This window comes from Pseudomonas sp. GL_090 (assembly GCF_057837765.1).
Genome location: NZ_CM174452.1, coordinates 804,453 through 825,941, shown reverse-complemented (window position 1 = coordinate 825,941; position 21,489 = coordinate 804,453). Strand labels below are relative to the sequence as shown.

The following is a 21,489-nucleotide window of genomic DNA, read 5'->3' as shown; positions in this document are numbered from 1 at the left end:
AAAAGTCACCAGCAACAGCGATGCCGATGACGGTGCCGCAGCCCAGGAAATGGACTGCACCTGACTGACAGTCAGGCATGCCCCGGTCATCACCTCGCTGCCTTCACCCGACTCAGGATCTCGCGGCACCGGTCTCGTCAGCCAGTGCAGCCTCCACCCGCCCACCGCTATCGGTGTTCAGGAAGCCAGATCATGAGATGCCCAAGCTCCCGGTCGTAAAGAGCCGCCAGTCCCGCGTTAGTGAACAACCCTCACAGGTCGCAGGGGCCTTGATCCCTGATAACACTCAACAACCGTGGCGGGATGAGTGAGGACGAAGTCGATAATCCCAGGAGAATTGCGATGCAATTGTGCGAAGCGTTCGAGCCACCACAACCATTGCTGGAATACCAGCAGACGCCACTGCCCTACCCGGTCGAAGCACTCGGGGGACTATTGGGCCCTGCGGTCGAACGACTGGCCGAGGTTATCGGCGTGCCCTGCGCCATGGCTGCACAATCGGTGCTGGCTACCACGGCCTTGGCGAGCCAGGGTCATGCCAATGCCCAACTCGACGGTCGAACCTATCCGCTGTCCCTCTACCTACTGACGGTGGCGTCCTCGGGTGATCGCAAAAGCGCGGTGGATCAGCTAGCACTGAAAGCGGCGCGCGACTGGGAACGACAGCAGTGGACCCTGTATGCGGAAAAGCTCAAAGCCTATCGCGCAGCCAGCAGCATCATGGCCAAACCCAAAACCTCAAAGAAACACTCGGATACGGAAGGCGGTGAGCTATCCGAGCCGGTACCGCCGCGATTGATCATTGCCGAGCCGACCATTGAGGCCCTGGTCAAAAGCCTGTGCCATGGCTTGCCCAGCATGGGCTTGTTCAATGATGAAGGTGGCCAGTTCTTGGGCAGCAGCACCATGAGCAAAGAGAATCGGCTCAAGGCGATCACTACCTTGTCGACACTATGGGATGGCAGCCCGATCGACCGGGCGCGCTCCATGGGTGGAGAAAGCCTGCGCGCCTATGATCGCCGCCTCAGCCTGCATCTGATGCTGCAACCCTACTTGGCCATCCAGCTGTTCAAAGACCCGGTGATCAATGGCCAAGGCATCCTCGGCCGTTGCCTGATCAGTTGGCCCGAGCGCCTGGCCGGCCAGCGACTCTATAAGGCGATCGACCTGACTCAAGATGCCAAAGTCCAGCGCTACCAACACCGGATCACCGCCCTACTGCAAAAGCCCTGGTCGCTTCACAAGGACGGCTCACTCCATCCCGCCACCCTGGAGCTGACTGCCCGTGCCCGCCGGGCCTGGATTGATATTCACGACACCATCGAGTGCCAGTCTGGCGAGTTCGGCGAGCTGGCCGGCGTCCAGCCTGTCGCGAGCAAGGCGGCGGCGAATGTACTGCGTATCGCGGGCGTGCTGGCCATGGTTGAAGAGGCTAGTGCGTTGGACGAAGCCCACATCCAGCGCGCCTCCACGCTGATGGATTACTACCTGGCCGAGATTCAGCGCCTGACCGAACAAGAGCCGGTCAATAGCCGACGCGAGGAAGCAGATCGGCTGCTGCGCTGGCTGATGCAGAAAGGCTGGACCCACTTCACCATCCGCGACGTCAATCGCAACGGCCCTCGTTTTGCCCGCAAGAGCGCTGACCATACCGCCTCTTTATTGGTCGTGCTGATCACTCATCGCTGGCTGAGCAGTCGCGACGGAAAAACTTTCGAGGTCCGCCATGTTCCGCCTCAATGACGCGGTGCGCCGCTACCAAGCGCAACACCAACCGCAACACCAACCGCAACCTGAGTCGCGGCATGTCGCCGCTTCTGTCGCTACCCTGTCGCCACGCGCCAGGCCAGAAACGACGCGGGTTGTCGCCACTGTCGCCGTTGTCGCCACACCACCCTTTGAGCCTGCCAACCTCGCCCGGCTGATCGAGCAACTGCGTGAGGAAGGGGCACTGCTGCAACACCAGGAGAACGCCCTCCTGATCCGCCCGACACACTGGCAGCAGGTGGAAAGGCTCAGCCCCCACTGGAAAGCCCTGCTGCTCTTTCTGCAAACAAACGAAAACGGTGATGATGATGGCACTGGTCGGTCGGCGTGAGGGGCGCAACTTTGGCTATGGCCGCCAGCTGAGCTACGCCGGCCCACAAGCGCTCAAGGATCTGTTTGCCGGTGGCCACTTCGCCACGGTCAAAGCGCATAGCGATCGCTGGCAAGCATTCGTGCGTTGGTGCCGGTCAGAGGACGGCCCCGGTTACAACGATGCACGCCAGATCGATCGCCGGACGCTGCAAGACTACGCCGCTTACCTGCGCCAGCAGATCCAGCAAGGCGAACTCTGCATCGCGACCGCGCAGAACCGCCTGAGCAGTGTCAACCGCACCCTCGCTGCGCTGCGCGGTGATCAGGACGTGAGGATCGCCAGCCCGAGCCAGGCGTTAGGACTGCAGCGCTCGAGCGTACGCACCCGCGCGCCGGATGGCCAAGACCACCAACAGATGCGGCGAGTACTCGAGGCGCTAGGCAAACAGCAACACGAACGGGTGGCGGCGATTGTCCTTTTGGCCCGAACAACCGGTATGCGCCTGCGCGAAACGATCCTGGCTGACCTGCCACGACTGCACCGCGAAGCCGAACACTTAGGCCGCATCAACATCCAGGACGGCACCAAAGGCGGCCGCTCAGGGGCTTCAGCGCCGCGATGGATTGTGGCAAATGAAGAGGTGAAAGCGGCCCTGCAGTTTGCTCGTAAGGCATCGCCGCCCCGCAGCCGCAACTTACTGGCCCGCGACGAAAGCTACGCCGCGTTTCTGCAACGGACCCTGCTCCCTGCCCGAGAAACGCTGCATGAACAAGGGCTGAAGGGTTTCCATGAACTGCGAGCAGCCTACGCCTGCGAACGTTACGAGCAGCTCACGGGGCACGCCGCTCCGGTCAATGGTGGCCACTGCTATTGCATTGACCGCGACCTTGATCAACAGGCGCGCCAACAGATCAGCGCTGAACTCGGGCATAACCGGATCGATGTGGTTTCGGCCTACATTGGAGGTCGATCATGACCAAACCCTTCGATATGGCGCTGTTCCTGAGCGGCGTACTGACCGGCTCGAAAGTCACGCAGCAGCGTCACCTACGGCAAGCCCGCATCATGCAAGCAGCCATTCAACAGCGATGGCAGCGAGACAATCCCTGGACCTGGCAGCGCAAGCATGTGCGCTGGTTCTTCACTCAGCACCTGAAAGACCATTCCTCCGCCACCCGGTATTACTATCGACTTACCGCCCTTTTGATTTGGAAACGATTATGGAATGACCGAGAAATGGTGATCTGACGCTCGAATCGAGCGGTGGGCAGCCTTCCAGGTTCACTTGTACGCCGTCATCTATCTCAGCAGGGAAATACTCGTGCTGATGAACCTGATCGAAGAACACCGCCGCAATGGCAAACAACAACCCAAACTGGTTAGTCGTGACAGGCCGAAAACGGCCGATCGTGTGGAAAAAGTCGGCCGAAGTTTTTTGAGGCAGAAAAAGTACGCGTCGGAGATTAAAATCTTGAATGTCCGCAGAGCCCTTTCTGGCTGAGATTTCAAGTAGAAACGTGCTGAAGAGGCGCTTTCATCCCCCCATCCTACGCTGTTCTGAAAAAACCGACTTTTTCAACAGAATCGGCCAGAAGCAGACATCCGGAAGCGCCTGAAAAAAGCAAAGCCGATCTAGTCTGTTTCCGCTAAAGTCTGCAGATAATGAAAGCTCCCCCTAGGGGCACGAATGATAGAGTTGAGCTCGTATGGATGCAGGCAAGAGGAAAGAGCAGTTCAATATTGCTTATGTGCACGCAATGGCAGCCCAAGCAGGGCTTAACCCAAGTCAACTGATGGTTGACGACGACAGTATCGACATCCAACTTTCGGGTAAGGGATTTACCGGCCTGCTCCGGAACCCCATGGTTCAGTTGCAGCTGAAATGCACCTCTCAGAATTTGGTGTCTGGAAACGTCATCAAATTCCCTCTGTCTCGTAAAAATTTCGACGATCTTCGCGGCGGTAACGTGATTTGTCCGCGTTACCTCGTTGTGCTATTAGTCCCAGAAGATGATGGGTTATGGGTTGAGCATCATGCCTCACACATGACTCTGCACAACACCTGCTATTGGCTGTCACTCAGGGATTATCCAAGCACTAGCAATAACTCGTCGGTAACCGTTGAGATCCCGCTTACACAGCGGCTAACCACCACCAGCTTGCGACACCTGTTAACGCTGGCCAGTAATGGGGAAAGCGCATGAGACGGGATGAGCTTGCCAAGCATCTTAACGACATAACTCCAGCACAATTGGAGACTTACATGCTGTCCCATGGCTGGTTTCGCGATGGCGACTTCAAAGGGCTGGCGTCAATCTGGCATAGATCCGGCACGGATCAGTCCGATGCGGAAATTCTGCTGCCTAGTTCAGCTTCTGCTAAAGACTTCGCAGACCGCATGGTGGATGCAGTAATTGCTATATCGCTGCTTGAAGTGCGATCGCCTCTAACCGTATTGAAAGAAGTCATGGGGTACTTTGCGGACCTAGTCCGTATACGTGTATTTCATAACGACGTTGATGCCGGGACTATTCCGATAAATGACGGTGTACTTCTAAACATACGCGCGCGTGATCTGATGACCTCTGCGGTGATGTCTACAGCTTCGAAGCGACGGCACTTTATGGGGAAGCGATCGCCAGAGGTGAAGGCATACATCGATTCGCTCCGATTGGGGCAGACCGAGGTTGGTAGTTACATCGTAAATATAATCGCTCCAGTTGGGCCGAGTCAGAGCGATCAGGGATCTTTTGAAGATGTTCCATTGTCTAATATTGTCACTGCTAATTTGGCATCTAGTCTTGAGGCCCTTACCCTTGCGATCGATAAATTCTCATCAGTTGGGGACCTCACCGTATTTGATGCGGCAGTTACTAGCGGGGCAAGCTCCAATATGTGCGATGCACTTATAGGACTCAGCGGGGCAGAAAAGAAGCGAGGTTTTGAGATTTCAATCACCCCATCGCATCGCCCTGAAACCGTTTCACAAATTAAATCATTTAGATTTGATGTAGAGAGCGTCGTCAAAATTGGGGACGCTTCAGCCTATTACAAAGACAATTATGTCCTACCAGCGCGGACTATTATAGGTTCCATCAAACGATTGGACAGGCCATTGAATGACGAGACGGGTACCATCACAGTTGCGACGATGATTGGCGAGATTGAAAAGCATGTTTCTATTCAGCTTGGGCCTGATGAGTACATGGATGCCGTTAATGCGCATAAGCAGAAAGCTGCGATTCAATGCACTGGCGATCTTCATGTTTCAGCTCGAAGCTCGAAGCTACTAAATCCATCAGGCTTTCGGGTCCTATCGAACGGTGAGTTTCCCTTCTGACTAAGTCAAGCTGGTAGTCGGTTAAAGGGGTCGTAACGAGGTAGTCTGGGTGACCATTGGTGGAAAACGCTCCGCGGCTTTCCACCCTGCGCGGGCTTGAGGGCTATGTAGGATGGACAGTGCTTTCTTGTCCACCAGCTTTTGCGAATGGCTGCAATGGGTCCAGGCTGTGTGAAAACATTTTAGAGCAAGTTTGAAAATCAGAATCGGAGCGAAAATCGCGTTCCTAAGTAAATTTCAGGTCTGGGAACTAACCAGACGCCGACAGATTTTACGTAGCAACGCAGACTACAAAACGGTGCATGCGTTTTCACACAGCCTCGGTCGGGAGCTGTCACTCACGGGAGGCGACTCTCGACCCAAAGGAAACGTCGTTAAACGCCCTATCTGCCTGCCCGGGGAACAGGCAGGTTTGCTCCCGGAGCTGACTGTTGAGCTTTATCTGACCAGGCGAGCTGTTTGCGGATCGTACGCAAAATTGGTAATCGACCCATCCCGAACGCGCTCAACCGCTTCATCAATCACATGCAGCGGCACTAGGAACCACTCCCTAGGTTTGACCGGATGGCCGAAGCGGTCTTCGATGGTTAGGTCCAGCTGTACCGCACCGAACAGGCGGTGGAAGATGTTTTCCAGCCTGGTCCGGTTCAGGTTGTGCAGCTTGTAAGTAGCGACCACCTCCACATCTGCCAGCAGGTAAGTGGCATCTTTATCCGCCGCGGCGATGCGGGTTTCTACTTTTCCACCGGTCACGCCGATCTTATGGATCAGCTCGCGATGCTTAGCTACGAATGGGTGACTAGACTGGCTGCGCAGTACATAGATAGTGCCAGCCTCGATATCGTCCGGCTCGGTTATGTCGCTGAACAGTGGGCCGGAATCTACCTTGACGATCCGAGACCCTGCACGTCCATCACTGTCTTTGTAGAGCGCACGCTGCAAGGATCGTAATAGCAGATCGCTTTCTGTTTCATTGGAGTAGATGACGCGCAACCGCCCATTCGTCTCCGCATTCGGCGTCTTGTAGGTATCTCCCACCTCGGCGACATAGGCAATGAGTCCGCTCAGAATGAAGAAGTCCCCAGCCTCGATGCTGGCGTTCTTTCCAAAGGGCTTGGTTACCCATAGTTTTCGTTTGAGGCCTGCATCCACCTCATCAAACAGCGGCTTAAATCTCTCAAAGTCTTTACATGGGTTCCGTGCGGCAATCTCTTCTGCCGCCTTTATTGCCGCACTGGAACGCACATGCCGCAGCACGGTGATGTCGTCTTGGTGGACCGACTCACTGCCGATGCCCAGTTCGGCGAGCAAGGCGTCCTCATCTAGGTCATCCACATTTACCGTGGCTACCGCGGCACCTGACAGTAAGCCGTGGCTATCCAAGTCTGCCAGTAGGGTTTGCGCCTCGGGTAACTTTCTCAACTGATCCAGGCGCACGGCGTACAAGCGCTCGAAGATGTCGCGGTCTTCGCCATGCAGGGGGGCGCCGCCATGGATCTGATGGAAGCGCTGAATGTCCTCGAAGCCAGCGATGATGCGCTCTTCGCGAGGGGTTCGAGTGGCTGTCTTAAGCGAGGGCATTTCTACCCCTAGCGCATTTAGCAGGTCGTCATCATTCATTTTAGCCATTGGCGGATTCCCCCTGCGCCGCTTTGGCTTGGGCACGATAACGTGCGAACGCAACCACGCCTTCAGCCATTCGTTTCTCCCAGGCATCGGCGGAGTTGATGTCTGGCAGCCGGCCACGCTCGTTTTTGAACTGCAGGGCGCGCATTGCCAGGTCTCGTGCTTCGTTTTCGGGAATGCTCACCTTCTTGGCTGCAATGCTGGCCTGCACCTGGCGCAGGGATTTTTCATCCATCGCCTTCGCCAGCACTGCATAGGCGGCATCAAAGGGGTTGATGCGGTCGATCAGATCAATGTCTAGATCGCGCACGTTAACGAATTTGCGCACGCCTTCCAGCAGGGCCGTACTGCCTTGTAAGGTGTCACTCTCGTTGGCATCGGCCTGAGCCAACATCAATTTGGCCTGCTGGGTAATGTTCATGGCAGCGATGGCATGCTGACGGATTGCTTCCTGGTCGACGTCGCTCAAGTCGGGGTAGCGCTCGCGCACGATCTTGCCCATGCGCAGTTGGGTCAGCTCTTCGGGTAGGGTGTTTTCCTTATCGAATAGGCCGCGTTCCAGCACGGTTTTGTCCTGCAGGAAGCTGGTTACCACTTCGTTCAAGTCCTCTTTGCAGATGCGCGTGGCTTCTGTGCTTTGCGGCGTGGTCAGGCCGTTGATTTCTACATGGTATTGGCCTGTTGTTTCGTTCACGCCCATATTGGTGCCACCTGATTGATAGCCCTCGCCACCGTTGTAAATGAAGCCTTCTTTAGGCCCGGTATCTTTCGGGGTGAACGCATAGCGCGGGGCGAGCACTTGTTCCATCAGCAGGCTGGCGGAAATAGCCTTGAGCATATCGTTCACCGCTTCAGCTACAGCCGCTTGGTCGGCCATAGGCTCAGCGATCAGATTGGTGAAGCGCGAGCGCTCCTTGCCCTCGGCATCACGCGTGGCGCGGCCAATGATTTGTACAATTTCGGTCAGGCTCGAACGGTAGCCGATGGTCAGCGCATGCTCGCACCAGATCCAGTCGAAGCCTTCCTTCGCCATGCCCAGTGCGATGATCACATCCACGTTGTCGCGGTTGTTCTTCTGCGCAGGGTCTTTCAGTGCACTGAGCACTTTGGAGCGCCTGGACGCATCGCTGTCATCCACCAGGTCAGCCACTTTCAGTGTACGACCATCTTTGGCTTTGATCAGGTGGAAGCCGGTGGCAGGGTCGACACCCTGCCAATCGCCCAGCGAACTCATGATCTCGTTGACCTCTCGCTCCTTGTCTTTGAGGCTCTCGCGGGCATTTACGTTTGGAATGTGGACGATGGTTTTCAGCGCCGGATCCAGCACCTTGGCGACCGCATCCACATACCTACCGGTGTAGAAGAAGTAGCCAATATCTAGCGACTTGAGCCAGCGGTAGCCGTTGAGCTGTTCGTAGTAGGTGTACGTCACGGTCTCAAACTTGTTTTCTTCCTCCGGGGCCAGCACCGCCTCGCTGTCGCCCCGGAAATAGGAGCCGGTCATGGCCACCAAGTGCACTTTGTCGCGGCTTATGAACGCGCTTAGCTGGCTGCCCAGCTTGTTATCCGGGTTGGCGGAAACGTGGTGGAATTCGTCAATGGCGATCAGGCGGTTGTCGAAGGCTTCGATACTCAGCTCTTCCACGGCAAAGCGGAAGGTGGCATGGGTGCAGACCAGTGTCTTGTCGGTGCTTTTCAGGAAAGCGCGTACGGCGTCCACCTTGGATTTGGCCACTCGCGGCTCATCGATGCCAGGGGCATTGCATAAGTTCCACTGCGGAGCCACTTGCCAGTCCCAGTAGAAACCAAACTTGCTCAGCGGCTCATCGGCGAAACTGCCGCCAATGGAGCGCTCGGGCACCACGACAATTGCCTGTTGCAAACCCTGGTTATGCAGCTTATCCAGCGCGATAAACATCAGGGCGCGGGACTTACCTGATGCCGGGGGTGACTTGATCAGTAGGTACTGTTCGCCGCGCTTGGTATAGGCTCGTTCCTGCATGGTACGCATGCCCAACTCATTGGCCTTGCTGGATGCTCCAGTGTGCGCTGTAGCAATGGATACCGACGGCACCGTGTATCTGTTGGTTGGGTTGGTAGTGTTAATCACTGTGATTCATCCTCCATGAGGGTGCCGTCGCCTGCCAGTTCACGTTCAATCTGTTCAATGCTGGGCAAGCTGGGTTTCAATTCAGCTGTTAGAGACTCGAGCAATTTGTACTCAATAATTCTCATAGTCTGAGTCTTCTCGCTCTGGGCAATTGTCCAACAGCCTGTTGGACAATTGCGGCATCCGGCCAAGCCTCGGCAAAGGCGCGCATGTACATCAGGTTGGAGCGCGAAAATCCCTTAATATCGGGAAAGGCAGTGCGCAAGTCATGTGCCAGCCGCTCGATTACCTTGGCCCCACAGCCCTGTTGTGCCTGCCGGGTCAAAATATCGTTACCGATCTGCCAGTACAGCTTCACCAGCTCGTGGTTCACCGCCAGCGCGGCGCGCTGGTGGGCGTTGTGGATGAGGCCTTTGAGGTCGGCCAGCCAGTCGCCGTAGCCCTCGGGTGGAGTGGCCAGGCTGACAGCGGTGTCGCTCATACCTTTTTCCCTCGTGGCTTTTTCGGCTCGTCCTTCGTTACATCTGCTGCCATCTTGGTATAGAGGTCAAACAGTTTTTCCAGTCGTTCGGTGTCGTTCTTGAAGCGGCGGCCAATATAAATACGCTCCAGCACTTCGTCGTTGCGCTCGTGTGCACTGCGCAAATCGTCCGGCATGGTGTCCGGGTCGTACAGGTCGGCGATGGTTGCGGGGAAATACGCTTCGCGAGCCAACAGAATGTTTTCTGCGCAGCTTGTGAGATCGGCCCTGTTTTGCTCGGTGAGCAGCGGAACAGGGAAAGTAAAATAAGTGAGATTTACCGAATACCGATAGTCTGTCCGCATTCTCGCGCTGGTTGTAGCCAGCCAAACAGAATGAAGTTTTGAAGACAGCAGTGAAAAGACAAGCTGGGGATCTTGATACCCAACTAAGGCGCCATTGCTGACTACGATTCCGCGCTCCAAGAGCGCCACTGGAAGATACTCCCTCCTGCCCGATGATGTCATAGGAGCAACAACCGCGGCTTGTTCTCTGTATTTCCTATAGAAGAAGCGATGCGGAACACTTGCGGCTTTCTTGGCATCACGCCCAGCACTTTCTCTATAGTGCTTGCAAGCGTCAATCCGCGCCTTTATCCCAGGTATTTTCATAGCATCATGCACATCGACATCTTCAATCCAGAGGCAAAACCGTTGGATCCCTTTTATGATGTCTGCCCCCCCCACAAACGGTTTAATGTATTTTAATGCATCAGGTGCTGCCTGCAGAAGCTCATCGCAGTCTTCCTTTTCAAGCAGCAAATGACCTCCATCAATTCCGCTACTACCCAAAGCCATATCAGGCAGCCCAGAAATTGACGTGCTTCTTTGCTCCATAACAATATCAGACCCTTCAATTAAGTAAGGCGAGATATTTTTTACTTCCTTGACCGTGTCGTTGCCGAATATAAACTTACTTGCTGCGCCACTTGAACCTATTCCTACAATTACACACGTTACGCCTGCATTTCCCTTCGCGTTATTTCGCCAGTCGAAAGACGTATGGGCAAAAAATATTTCAAGGCCGGAAGCGAATATATTCGGCCACAACAATGACACCTGCTCACCTTGACAAATAGAATTTGTGGAAACAAAAGCGTACTTTGAATCCTCTTGCCCGATGTACTCTGCTGCTCTTTTAAACCAACAAGCAATGTAATCAAGTCGCTTGACGTTACCCCAACTACCCAAGACTAAATCCATGTCAGCGTTTTGCTGCGGCCCCCTCTCGCTGTAGCCTTGATAGGGAGGGTTACCGCAGATGTAGGTCTCACCCCCTTCGTTCTCAAACTTGATTTCCGCCTGATCGAGCGGCGCGCTAAGTAAATCATCCGCTATAATCCTCACCCCTTTCCCAGTGGGCGGGCAGATGCTTAGCCAATCGAGCCGTAGAGCATTGCCGCAAACGATCCAATTCTGCGCATCCAGTGGCAAAAACTCCGCCAGCGCGTCCTTCTGCCCGCGATACAGCACATCGCATTGGAACTCGGCAATGATCAGCGCTAAGCGGGCAATCTCCGCCGGAAAGTCGCGTAGCTCGATGCCTCTGAAGTTGGTCAGCGGAATCTCCGACCTATTGTTAGCCTCACCCCGACGACGATTGATATCCGCCTCGATCTCGCGCATTTGCTTGTAAGCGATAACCAGAAAGTTTCCGGAACCGCAGGCCGGATCAAACACACGAATACGCGCCATGCGTTTGCGCAGGTTAAGCAGTTTGGCTTTGTTGTCGCCAGCCATGTCAAATTGCGCACGCAGATCATCCAGGAATAGTGGGTTCAATACCTTAAGGATGTTGGGCACGCTGGTGTAGTGCATGCCTAGTGCGCCGCGCTCTTCATCATCGGCTACAGCCTGAATCATGCTGCCGAAAATATCTGGGTTAATTTTCTGCCAGTTCAGATTGCCGGCGTGCAGCAGATAGGTGCGCGCCATGCGCGTGAAGCGTGGCACCTCTGTACTACCGGAGAATAAGCCGCCATTCACATAGGGGAAGCCGTTGGCCCAGCTAGGCAAGCGAGGCTGAACAGTCGCGCGCTCGGCCTGTTTGATGTTCATGGCGCGGAAAATTTCAGATAGCACCTGATGGGTGTTAGAGCCGTCGCGTTCGCTGTACTGCTCAACCGTCTTAGTGAACAGGCCTTCGCCATTAAAGATATCGGTGTCTTCAGCAAAAAAACTAAACACCAGCCGAGACATAAAGTGGTTCATGTCATGGCGGCGCTCGGCCTTGGCCCAGTCCGGGTTCTCGTTCAACAGCTCGACGTACAGCTTGTTCATCCGGCTGGTGGCGCGCACATCGATGGGGTTGTCCTTGATCTCCTTGATGGTGGAGATGCCGGCCAGCGGAAGCAGGAAACCGAAGTGATTGGGTAAGTCTGGGTAGTCGCAGGTGATGGTTTCACCCGTGATCAGTTCTTCGGCCTCCAGCGTTTGCCCGTCGGTGGCGAGGATGAACTTGGCTTTGGCTTTTGTCGTGGCCGGGCTGATGCGCAACACCTTGAGCGTGTCGCCCACGGTGCCGGGCTCGCACGTGGCGATATGAATGTTGCTGCGCAGTAGTACGCCACCGGGTACGTCTGAAGCATTGTTGTTACCCGCACGCAAGCGCTTGAGCCCGGTTTCCTTGTTGCCGAATGCGGCCAGGAAAGTGAACGGAAACTCCGCCGCGTCAAAGGGCTCAAGGGCCAGGTCCGATATGGCGGACTCAATTTCTACTGCATTCATGGTTTAACACTGTCCAGATCACTGATGCGCGAAGGCGGCGATTTTAGCCGCAAAAGTTTTTTCTGATGGTTATATTCCGACCAGCACACGCCGTTCTGTCGGCTAGCTTTCAGCACCGGCGATTAAGCCGATTTGGGTTTTCGGATGTTGCTGTATACGCCAGCCGAGCGCCCCATGCCAGTGACCGGGAACACGATGCCGGAGATGATAAAGGAAGGCGGTTCTGCCATGCGAAAAAGTCTCAGGCCTCCCCGTGTTTTCTGCAGCCCACCTGGCTAGGCCAGAAAAATGGCGATGTGGTCGTTTCTGGTGTGGCGTTCAAACCTAAGCTGTTAGATCGTTGATCTGAACAGCAGCCGCGTTGAAACAGTAAGTGGCCTCGTATAAATTTCCGCTTTTGGCCGGTTTCTGCCAGTGGCGACCGTCCGCCCGGGGCAGTTCACTGCCAATCGTGATTACGAAGCGTGCTGATCAGATCGAATGCAAATAGGTCGGAAAGTGGAGCCTAGTATTCCAATTGGTATTCCAGCAAAAAATAAAAAAAGATCTTAATGTGATACACCAATAACTTGCTGAATCAATTCAGATTACCCCGGCCCACCAATTGCAACACCAACGAAGCCCGCCCCGTGCGGGCTTTGTTGTTTCCGGCTGCATCGCAAACCCTGCAACAGCCTGAAACCGACCCCACACCAACGCTCAGTACTTGATATCCCGAGCCGTACGACGGGTATCCTGCTTGGTGCTGCGCTTGTCCTGGCGACATTCCACGTTGCTCTTGTCACTGCCCTTTCTGCATTCATCCTTGGTTTGCCGGGCAGTGGATCGTCCTTCCTGCCTGGTATCGCGCGCTTCACGTCGCTGTTCACCCTGCTCGGTCGCGTAGACGGGGAGCGTCACCCACTGCACGCCAGTGGCGATGAGCAGCGTCGCCAGGGCTTTCAAGTAGTGCTTGCGAATCATGACTTTTCTCCAGTTCAACATCGCTCGGTCGCTTCGTTCGCTCCCCCAGGATCTCAGCGAAAACGTGAGTTACATCGTACGCCCACAACTCACAAAAGCACTTTGTGGCAGGTAAAATCTGACGATAGGGTCGCATGGTCAGTCGCGCAATGCCGCTATGTGCACAGTCGCCCCTAAAACTGCCATCACCTCGGAGAAGCCCATGCGCCAAGCCCTCCTGATCATCGACGTACAACCCTGCTTCGCCCCGCCACAATGGCTGATCGACGGTATCCAGACGCTCATCGGCACCCTGCCCAGTGTCGCCACGGTCGAGCGCCATGACGAATCCATAACCCCCTTCGAAAAACAGCTCGGCTGGCACCCTGCGACCGACGATGACAGCCTGATCCCGGCCGACCGCGTCTTTATCAAGCACGGCTACGCGCCCACACCGGAAACCATCGACTACCTGAGAAGCCTCAATGTCGAACGCGTGCTGGTGTGCGGCCTGCAGACCGAGACCTGCTGCCTGGCGGCGGGGTTTGCGCTGTTTGATGCGGGTTTGCAGCCGACATTGATTACGGATTTGACGGTGGGGTCGTCACTGGACCGGACGGGCGGGTTAGGGGTCAGGCTTTGGGAGCATCATTTCAAGCGCACGGTGAAATCGAGTGACCTGTGATCGGTGCAACGACTTCACCGCGTCCTAGGACATTTCCCGCAAAACGCATCGCCTTTCATGAACTGGCGGACGCAACTTCTCGAGGATAGCCTTCAGAGGTCGCTGCAAATCAGCGATCAGTTTTGACAGGCTGAAACCGGAACCTTCCACTCGTCCCAATAAAACGGCATGCTTTCGCGTGTGCAATTTTCATGGTGGCTGTGCGTGGGGCATCTTCGGATGCACCGGTTTCCTGTGTTTCCGGTCTGTCAACCTGCGTACAGCTGCCACCCTACCTTGTTTGACAGCAGGATAGCGCCGGCTCCTTTGAACAAACCAGGAACCCCGTCATGAAAAAGCACAGCCCTAATCCGCCAGATTCAACAACCGAAATACCCGACTTATCCAACCTCTCAAAAACCACCGAACCCGCCATCAGCGCCCGCCTGCGCAACCCCAATCACCTCGACCCCATCAGCCACGTCTTCACCCTCCGCCCCGACATAGACACCCCCTCTCTGCTCACCCACGCCAGCGAAACCCTCGCCTCGCTCAACGTCATGAGCACCGACCTTGCCTGTGAACTTGAAAGCTCGCGTCGTAACATCGCCCTGGCGATCCAGCAGTTGGCCGTGCTGGCGCAATTGCTGGTGAACGGGGCACTGGACAACATCGCGCCACTCGACGAAGTGGAGGCTTGAGATGGATCGCTACATGCCGATGACCGGTATCGACTGCACCATCGCGTCGCTGCTGATCGACACCGAAGCACCGCTGGATGTGCTGCACGAAACAGCCGCCTATCGCATTCGAACCGCGACACAATTGCTGGAGAGTTTCGCGGCTGACGAGGGTGTTTACAGCGAACTGGCGCGGGTGCTGGTCACGTCCCTGCGCGATGGTTGCGATTTGCTGGATGTGGTTGGGCGGCGGTTGCGGATGCAGGTTTGATCCTTGGAAAATGGACGGCCTCATTGAGGTCGTCCAACTCCAGGGCCGCGATCATCAGGCACGCAGCCGCTTAACCCCAACCCCCACCAATATCCCCAACACAATCGACACCAACGGCACCGCCCCCACCCAGGTCAGCGTCGGAAACACCAACAAAATCTGCGAGTCATTGCCGCCCAGCATCATCGATGCACCGGTGCCCATCCACACGCCCGCGAGCAAATGCCTGCCCGCTGTCATCGTGGCAAACCGCTGGTAGTTGAAGGTGCGGCGATGCAAGGTGTAACAGAGCATGCCCAGCATCAGCATGGCGAACACCGTCACACGCGGGGTAGTCAATGATGTGTCGCCCGAGCCCCAGAACAATTGTGAGAGATCGTAGAAAAACACGCTGGGCGTCCACAGCGGCTCAAAGGTGTAGAGGGCGCTGGTCAACGCCCCCAAGAGCAGGCTCGACAGCACCAGGTGTTTGTCACCGTGGATCCGGATCAGGAACAGCAGAATCAGCAGCACGATGCCAATGACCAGCCAGTAATGACGGCTGGTGATCATCGGCATTTGCAGCGCCCGGTGTTCGGGCAGCATGTTCAGGTGATGCCACAGTATGATGCCCAGCACCCAGCCGAGGATGGTAAAGACCTTGTTGAGGTTGCCGCTGGCGAGCTTGGTGAGGGTGCCGACGCTGCACCCGTCGTTGAGCACCGAGGCGAGGCCAAACAGCAACCCGCCACCAACCAGTGACAGATAGCCAACCTCTGGGATGAACAGCGGCTGACTGACGCCAGACAAGGCGTAGAGCGGTGCGAGCAACAGACCGAACAAGCCACAACTGACCAGCGACACGAACAGGGTCGGCCGACGCTTGAGCAGCAGCCCGATGGCATTGACCAGGCACATACCCATGCGCTGAGAGACCCAGCCGATGAGGAACGCCAGCAGCAACGAAATCGGCAATGAAAACACGGGCCTCCCTGTTTCCGGGTGGTGGCATCCAGTCGATGCCTGACAGACAGATTAGTCGCTGGGCGAACCCGCAAAGCCCGGGACTTGGAGCGAGATGAATTTTTCTTCACCCCACCCCCTCGCACCGGCCTGTACATTGTCCTCGCTCATTCAAGAAACTATGGTTTGCCCGCCTCCCGCGGGCTTTTTTTCGCCTGCGAATTCGCAATCCGAGACTCATTGAAGATTTCCTCGCGATCGAGTAGGAGGCGGGGTTGCCCCCGCCGTCCTCTCACACCACCGTACGTACGGTTCCGTATACGGCGGTTCCTGCCTACTGACAAACAACGTCAGCGAGCTTGGTTCCGTTGATGTGTCGCCTGCGGTATCTAAGCGCCCAGACCGGCCCTCGGAGCTTCCGGCTCCTACCTCCTGATGGTCTCGACCCCCGCTACGCGGAGTTTCTGCTTTACGCTCCAACAGAGATCACACCCGACTGTCCACTCATGGCAGGTTCAGCCCTTCATTACTCCGGTTTCGAGCAACTACTACGGCCTCTGCTGACTTCTGTCGCCCATCCCGTCATCTCGCGACGCCGGTAGCACATGGCAGGCTAAACAGATCTCCCAGGGTAATTCGCGCGACCTTCCTGCTTATGCCTGTCGGATCTACGTCACAGCGTTCCGTGCAAGTATTGGGCTTTGAAGATATTGGCCTTCTTACCCCGCTGCACCGCCTAATCCGCTTCCTGTTCGTCAGGCCAGCATTTTGCCTCGGGCTTCCTTCAGATTCGCAGTCACCCGCGACACCCTTGCCTCTGGCTAACACTTCCCCTTGCCGGGTGTGTAGAGGACTTTCACCTCCAAGTCACCAGCGTGGCCACCACAGCCAAACTGGTTGCGCTTCGCGCAACGCGCCATGCCTGGCGCACCAACAAAAAACCCGCAACCCTTTCGAGGTGCGGGTTTTGCGGTTCAACGCCAACTCAATTCGCTGGTTGGGTCTGAGCCGTCGGCACCGGTTGTTGCGCTTTGGAGAGCACCGGCTGCTCCAGCCTCGCTCGCCCATAAAACGCCAGCGCCGTCAGTAAACACGCCAGCCATACGAAGATCCCGGCCCAGAAGGTGTGGGACATGTAGTGCCACCCTTGCAATACCCGCGTGGTGCCATAGATGAAACCGAGGGTCAGCGAGCCGTACATGATCGCTTTGGAATAGCGCCAGCGATAACGGCGCGCCACGAAGTACAACGCCAGCATGGTGAAGCCGCCCGACGCATGTCCGCCCGGCCAGCAGCGCCCCTCACCGGCGACTTTCAGCAGGTCGAAATTCTCATACCACTCAATGTGCTCCATCTTGCCGCCGTACAGGGTGGTCTCGATCGGGCAATACACGCTGGTGTGGCCCTTGAGGTAGTGAATGACCCCGGTGCTGATGGAGAACGCGAACACCACGTAGAGAAAGTCGCGTCGATGGCGGTTGGCAAAGCGCAGTACCGGTGCGACTTTGATTTTTTCCAGGAAGGCGATGATTTTCGAGTGCTTTTCAGCCTTCAGGCGCGGCCAGAGAAACGACAGCAAGGCACCGATAATCGCGATTTCGCCGGTCCAGTTCGGAATGATCCGCGCCCATTTGTGGGTGATTTTTTCGAACAGATGGACCTGGTCCAACGGGTACGTCTGCGTCACCGGATCAAAAAAGTAATTGTTGAAGGCGATGTCGATGCCAGTCATGTCGAACATCAGGAACACCGCGACCGCGCAGGCCAGCGGAATACCAAAATTCACCCAGTAAAAGCGGTAGCGGGAGGCGGTCGGCATGCTCAGTCCTGATTCAAAGGGATGGTGAAATTCAACGGGTTGTCACCGTCGGCCAATCCGAGGCTTCGATGAAGCCAAGCATGCGCGGCGTGTGCGGCGATTCGGCGGAGATAAACAGAGAGGCCCCGTAACCCAGGGTCGACGTCGGCAAATGGAGGTCTTTTGTCAGTTGGGCCATGCATTCGCTGTGGGTCACCAGAATCAGGTTACGCCCGGCCACCTTGTGCGCCAACGCGTCGCGCAGCATGGTGCCCTTGCAACTGATCAACCAGTCTTCGCCCGTGCCGACTTTGTTGAACATGAAGCTGGCGGTCTGCGCCGCGCGCAGGATCGGGCTGTTGTAGATATCGGCCTTGTCCAGGCCCAGGTCCTGGAAGTGCGCACCGACTCCCATGGCAACACGGCGCGAGCGTTCGGTAATGCCATCGTTGCCAAACAGGCAAGGTGCCGAGGAGTGATCGCAGCGTTCGACGTGGCGCACCAGAACGATCAGGTCGCCCTTGGCCCACCCGGTCATCAACGCCTGTGCACCGGTCACATTGCCGTGAGCCAGGTCTGCAACGGCGGCAGGTCGCAGCAAAAACACCGTCAACGGGATCACCAGCAACACCGAGGCCAACACCACCGCTGCGTTGCGATAGCGGGCGAAGCGGTTCAGATCGATCGAGCGTTTTATCCCGAAAAGACTCAGTCTTAATTCCACATCAAGCCGCCTCGCCGGCACGCGCTACTTCATCAAATTCCCGGCAGGTTAAAGAAAGGCGCGTCGGTGACTGGTGAAACCTATGTGAAAAAAAGCTTAAAAGCGCTGTAAAAATCTTGTTACACAAACCCTGCGGAAAAATCCTTTCAGCTCCTGGGATTGCTGCCGATACATCCTGCTTACACAGCTTGGCGGCTTCCAAAAAAAACAATCTTCCAGCCAACCGACGATAAAGAAGTACCAAGTTCCTGGAGGAATGTGATGAATAGCTGGTTCGGCAACATCAGCGTGAACCTGAAACTGGGCCTGGGGTTTGGCCTGGTCCTGGCACTGACCTGCGTCCTGGCCCTGACCGGCTGGACCAGCCTGGGCGGGTTGATTGACCGCAGCAACTGGATGAGCGACATCACCCAGCTCAACGCCGGCCTGACCAAGCTGCGCGTCGTTCGCCTGCAATACATGCTGACCAACGGCGACGAAACCGCCGCGCAGAGCGTGCAGACCACCCTCGACGCCTTCTCGGCCCAGCAGCAAGCCCTGCTGGCGAAGTTCAAGAGCCCGGAAAACCTCAAGCTGCTGCGCGAGCAAGGCGCCGTCATCGACGCCTACAGGGCGTCCCTGGGCAAGATGCGCAGCGCCTATCGCACCAGCAACAGCGCCCGCGACGCCATGAGCGCCAACGCGGAAACCGCCAACACGCTGATCAATGACATCAATACCCGCGTGCAACAAATGCCGTTGAGCGACCAGCGTTTCGAACAGTTCCAGGCCATCACCGCGGCCAAGGAAGCGTTCCTGCTGGCGCGCTACGAAGTGCGCGGCTACACCGCCAGTACCAATGCCGAGACCGAGCAAAAAGCCGTCGGCCAACTGGACGCCGCCATCGCCAGCCTGAAACCGCTGAACGTGCATTTTGCCGATTCCCAACAAGACGCCCTGCGTCAGCTGGAAACCGCGCTGGGCAACTACCGCAGCGCCTTGCAGACCTACAAGGCCGCCAGCAATGACGCAGTGCAAGCGCGCAAGGAGATGACCGACCAGGGCGCCGCCATCGTGTCCCAGAGCGATCAGCTGTATCAGATCCAGCTCGACCGCCGTGATGCCGAAAGCGCCCGGGCGCGCACCCTGCAACTGATCAGCACATTGCTGGCACTGCTGGTGGGCATCATTGCCGCCGTGGTCATCACTCGCCAGATCACCCGTCCACTGCGCGAAACCCTGGCGGTGGTCGATCGCATCGCCAGCGGTGACCTGTCCCACAACGTGCTGGTCTCCCGTCGTGATGAGCTTGGCGTGTTGCAACAAGGCATCGCGCGCATGGGCGTGACCCTGCGCGACTTGATCAGCGGCATCCGCGATGGCGTGACCCAGATCGCCAGCGCCGCCGAAGAGCTGTCGGCCGTGACCGAGCAGACCAGCGCCGGGGTCAACAGTCAGAAAGTCGAGACCGATCAGGTGGCCACCGCCATGCATGAGATGACCGCCACGGTGCAGGAAGTCGCGCGCAACGCCGAAGAAGCCTCGCAAGCCGCTGCGGCGGCGGACGGCGAAGCCCGTGAAGGGGACAAAGTGGTCAACGAAGCCATCGCTCAGATCGAACGCCTGGCCAGCGAAGTGGTGCGTTCCACCGAAGCCATGAGCGTGCTGCAACGGGAAAGCGACAAGATCGGCAGCGTCATGGACGTAATCAAGGCCGTCGCCGAGCAGACCAACCTGCTGGCACTCAATGCCGCCATCGAAGCGGCCCGTGCCGGTGAAGCCGGTCGTGGTTTTGCGGTGGTGGCCGACGAGGTCCGAGGCCTGGCTCAGCGTACGCAGAAATCCACCGAGGAAATCGAAGGCCTGGTGGCCGACCTGCAGAACGGCACGCAACAAGTATCCGCCGTGATGAACAACAGCCGCGTCCTCACTGACAGCAGCGTGGCCCTGACCCGCAAGGCCGGCGAGTCACTGGAGAACATCACCCGCACGGTGTCCAACATCCAGTCGATGAACCAGCAGATCGCCGCCGCTGCCGAACAGCAAAGCGCCGTGGCCGAAGAGATCAGCCGCAGCATCATCAACGTGCGTGACGTGTCCGAACAGACCGCTGCGGCGAGCGACGAGACCGCCAAGTCCAGCATTGAACTGGCGCGGCTGGGTGGTCAATTGCAGCAGATGGTGAGCCACTTCCGCGTGTGACATTCAGCGCTCGCTGAATCGACCATCCAATCGCGAGCAGGCTCGTCCTGTAGGAGCGAGCTTGCTCGCGATGGTGGCCAACGATAACGCGTGCATTCTGAATGATCGCGGCGCTGGCAGGTTCTTCGCGAGCGGGCTCGCTCCTACAGGGGGGGAGTTCAGCTCATCCAGGGATCTATCACTTCAACACCGCTGAACTCGAAATCTCGTACATTGCGGGTGGCTATGGCTGCCCCATGGCTTCGGCAAATGGCGGCGATTTGCGCATCTGCCATTGAAACCGCACGTCCATTGGCTTCAGCACCTGCCGTCAGCGTTGCGTACTCAACAGCGGCATGAGCATCGAACGGCAAAATGCGTCCGGCAAAGTCCTCTTCGAACATTGCCATGGCATGGGCTTCAAGTTTCTGTTTGCGCTTGCCCGAAGGCAAGCGTGCGATGCCGTGGAGTATTTCTGCCACCGTTACCGCACTGACTGCCAGGTCCATCGCCGGCTGTGCGTCAACCCAGGCAAGCACCCGGGTTTCAGGCTCGACTCGCATAAACTCTGAAAGAACGTTGGTATCGAGCACTATCATTCAGAAAAATCCACCGCCGTTGCTTTCCCTGAACGCTCTGGCAGATCAAGCTCGACGCCTCCCAGAGAGCTGAATCTGTTGCGGATCCTGCTTCCAAGTCCACCGGCGCGATCAACAGTCGCCAAGGCCCTGCCCAGAATCAGGCGAGCCTCTTCTTCCATGGAATGTCCGTTATGAGCCGCTGTGATACGCAGCTGCTCCTTGAGCTTCTCATCAAGGTTTCTAATGGTGATGCTGGCCATGATGCCTCCTGCAATCAATGAAATCATTGATTGCAGGCTAGCACATCCTGATAAACCAAAACCCG

General features: G+C 56.8%; 20 protein-coding genes and 2 pseudogenes. 12 read left to right on the top strand and 10 right to left on the bottom strand.

The genetic code is table 11. The annotated features are described in order from the left end of the window. The first annotated feature begins 342 nt into the window (after window positions 1-342). From AC3ITA_RS03590 to AC3ITA_RS03560, 7 genes are all read left to right on the top strand, one after another. Window positions 343-1,743 carry a YfjI family protein gene (locus AC3ITA_RS03590; protein ID WP_047299687.1) on the top strand — a complete coding sequence of 467 codons (1,401 nt, stop codon included), beginning with the start codon at window positions 343-345 and terminating at the stop codon, window positions 1,741-1,743. Beyond that, a complete protein-coding gene (locus AC3ITA_RS03585; protein ID WP_489279484.1) occupies window positions 1,727-2,098 on the top strand; it encodes a hypothetical protein in 372 nt (123 codons plus the stop codon). The genes AC3ITA_RS03590 and AC3ITA_RS03585 overlap by 17 nt, the downstream gene beginning before the upstream one ends. Then, window positions 2,076-3,056, top strand: a complete 981-nt coding sequence (locus AC3ITA_RS03580; protein ID WP_489280746.1) for an integrase domain-containing protein — start codon at window positions 2,076-2,078, stop codon at window positions 3,054-3,056. The genes AC3ITA_RS03585 and AC3ITA_RS03580 overlap by 23 nt, the downstream gene beginning before the upstream one ends. Beyond that, window positions 3,053-3,328, top strand: coding sequence for a hypothetical protein (locus tag AC3ITA_RS03575; RefSeq protein ID WP_489279482.1), 276 nt, complete (start codon window positions 3,053-3,055; stop codon window positions 3,326-3,328). The genes AC3ITA_RS03580 and AC3ITA_RS03575 overlap by 4 nt, the downstream gene beginning before the upstream one ends. 73 nt (window positions 3,329-3,401) lie before the next feature. Next, entirely contained in the window at window positions 3,402-3,581 is a 180-nt protein-coding gene (locus AC3ITA_RS03570) for a hypothetical protein (protein ID WP_047299684.1), read from the top strand. Window positions 3,582-3,786: 205 nt separating this feature from the next. Continuing rightward, window positions 3,787-4,284 carry a DUF4365 domain-containing protein gene (locus AC3ITA_RS03565; protein ID WP_489279481.1) on the top strand — a complete coding sequence of 166 codons (498 nt, stop codon included), beginning with the start codon at window positions 3,787-3,789 and terminating at the stop codon, window positions 4,282-4,284. Beyond that, window positions 4,281-5,420 carry a hypothetical protein gene (locus AC3ITA_RS03560; RefSeq protein WP_489279480.1) on the top strand — a complete coding sequence of 380 codons (1,140 nt, stop codon included), beginning with the start codon at window positions 4,281-4,283 and terminating at the stop codon, window positions 5,418-5,420. The genes AC3ITA_RS03565 and AC3ITA_RS03560 overlap by 4 nt, the downstream gene beginning before the upstream one ends. A 438-nt stretch (window positions 5,421-5,858) precedes the next feature. On the opposite strand, the gene AC3ITA_RS03555 is transcribed toward AC3ITA_RS03560, so the two are convergent. From AC3ITA_RS03555 to AC3ITA_RS03535, 5 genes and pseudogenes are all read right to left on the bottom strand, one after another. Next, window positions 5,859-7,049, bottom strand: a complete 1,191-nt coding sequence (locus AC3ITA_RS03555) for a GIY-YIG nuclease family protein (protein ID WP_489279479.1) — start codon at window positions 7,047-7,049, stop codon at window positions 5,859-5,861. After that, window positions 7,042-9,057: a DEAD/DEAH box helicase gene (locus AC3ITA_RS03550; protein ID WP_489279477.1), complete on the bottom strand. Its 2,016-nt coding sequence runs from the start codon at window positions 9,055-9,057 to the stop codon at window positions 7,042-7,044. Before AC3ITA_RS03550 ends, AC3ITA_RS03555 begins: the two co-directional genes overlap by 8 nt. 223 nt (window positions 9,058-9,280) lie before the next feature. Continuing rightward, a pseudogene (locus AC3ITA_RS03545) lies at window positions 9,281-9,637 on the bottom strand (DUF1016 N-terminal domain-containing protein); the annotation flags it as partial. Continuing rightward, window positions 9,634-12,402 (bottom strand): class I SAM-dependent DNA methyltransferase, encoded by a 2,769-nt coding sequence (locus AC3ITA_RS03540; protein WP_489279476.1) that lies wholly within the window; start codon window positions 12,400-12,402, stop codon window positions 9,634-9,636. The pseudogene AC3ITA_RS03545 and the gene AC3ITA_RS03540, both read right to left, overlap by 4 nt. A gap of 699 nt (window positions 12,403-13,101) precedes the next feature. Beyond that, window positions 13,102-13,365: a hypothetical protein gene (locus tag AC3ITA_RS03535; RefSeq protein WP_489279474.1), complete on the bottom strand. Its 264-nt coding sequence runs from the start codon at window positions 13,363-13,365 to the stop codon at window positions 13,102-13,104. Window positions 13,366-13,567: 202 nt separating this feature from the next. On the opposite strand from AC3ITA_RS03535, the gene AC3ITA_RS03530 reads away from it, so the two are divergent. The 3 genes from AC3ITA_RS03530 (at window position 13,568) to AC3ITA_RS03520 (ending at window position 14,959) form a co-directional block, all read left to right on the top strand. Further along, window positions 13,568-14,029 carry a cysteine hydrolase family protein gene (locus tag AC3ITA_RS03530; RefSeq protein ID WP_489279472.1) on the top strand — a complete coding sequence of 154 codons (462 nt, stop codon included), beginning with the start codon at window positions 13,568-13,570 and terminating at the stop codon, window positions 14,027-14,029. A 329-nt stretch (window positions 14,030-14,358) separates the two neighbouring features. After that, window positions 14,359-14,709, top strand: coding sequence for a DUF6124 family protein (locus AC3ITA_RS03525; protein ID WP_489279470.1), 351 nt, complete (start codon window positions 14,359-14,361; stop codon window positions 14,707-14,709). 1 nt (window position 14,710) lies between these two features. Continuing rightward, window positions 14,711-14,959, top strand: a complete 249-nt coding sequence (locus AC3ITA_RS03520) for a hypothetical protein (protein WP_056728170.1) — start codon at window positions 14,711-14,713, stop codon at window positions 14,957-14,959. Between the two features lie 54 nt (window positions 14,960-15,013). On the opposite strand, the gene AC3ITA_RS03515 is transcribed toward AC3ITA_RS03520, so the two are convergent. The 3 genes from AC3ITA_RS03515 to pmrG form a co-directional block, all read right to left on the bottom strand. Then, on the bottom strand, window positions 15,014-15,922 hold the full coding sequence (locus AC3ITA_RS03515) for a YeeE/YedE thiosulfate transporter family protein (protein ID WP_489279468.1): 909 nt from the start codon (window positions 15,920-15,922) through the stop codon (window positions 15,014-15,016). A 964-nt stretch (window positions 15,923-16,886) separates the two neighbouring features. Next, the gene (locus tag AC3ITA_RS03510; protein ID WP_489279467.1) at window positions 16,887-17,720 is read right to left on the bottom strand and encodes a phosphatase PAP2 family protein; all 834 of its coding nucleotides are present in this window, start codon (window positions 17,718-17,720) and stop codon (window positions 16,887-16,889) included. Window positions 17,721-17,751: 31 nt separating this feature from the next. Continuing rightward, window positions 17,752-18,423 carry a lipopolysaccharide core heptose(II)-phosphate phosphatase PmrG gene (gene pmrG / locus AC3ITA_RS03505; RefSeq protein WP_095942460.1) on the bottom strand — a complete coding sequence of 224 codons (672 nt, stop codon included), beginning with the start codon at window positions 18,421-18,423 and terminating at the stop codon, window positions 17,752-17,754. A gap of 261 nt (window positions 18,424-18,684) precedes the next feature. Between pmrG and AC3ITA_RS03500 the strand changes: the two are divergent. Together AC3ITA_RS03500 and AC3ITA_RS03495 are read left to right on the top strand one after the other, a co-directional pair. Next, a pseudogene (locus AC3ITA_RS03500) lies at window positions 18,685-19,746 on the top strand (methyl-accepting chemotaxis protein); the annotation flags it as partial. Continuing rightward, entirely contained in the window at window positions 19,741-20,604 is an 864-nt protein-coding gene (locus tag AC3ITA_RS03495) for a methyl-accepting chemotaxis protein (RefSeq protein WP_489280745.1), read from the top strand. The pseudogene AC3ITA_RS03500 and the gene AC3ITA_RS03495, both read left to right, overlap by 6 nt. A gap of 158 nt (window positions 20,605-20,762) precedes the next feature. Here AC3ITA_RS03495 and AC3ITA_RS03490 read toward each other — a convergent pair whose 3' ends face one another. Both AC3ITA_RS03490 and AC3ITA_RS03485 read right to left on the bottom strand, forming a co-directional pair. Then, window positions 20,763-21,182, bottom strand: coding sequence for a type II toxin-antitoxin system VapC family toxin (locus AC3ITA_RS03490; protein ID WP_489279466.1), 420 nt, complete (start codon window positions 21,180-21,182; stop codon window positions 20,763-20,765). Then, window positions 21,179-21,424: a FitA-like ribbon-helix-helix domain-containing protein gene (locus AC3ITA_RS03485; protein ID WP_489279465.1), complete on the bottom strand. Its 246-nt coding sequence runs from the start codon at window positions 21,422-21,424 to the stop codon at window positions 21,179-21,181. The genes AC3ITA_RS03490 and AC3ITA_RS03485 overlap by 4 nt, the downstream gene beginning before the upstream one ends. Between the last annotated feature and the right edge of the window lie 65 nt (window positions 21,425-21,489).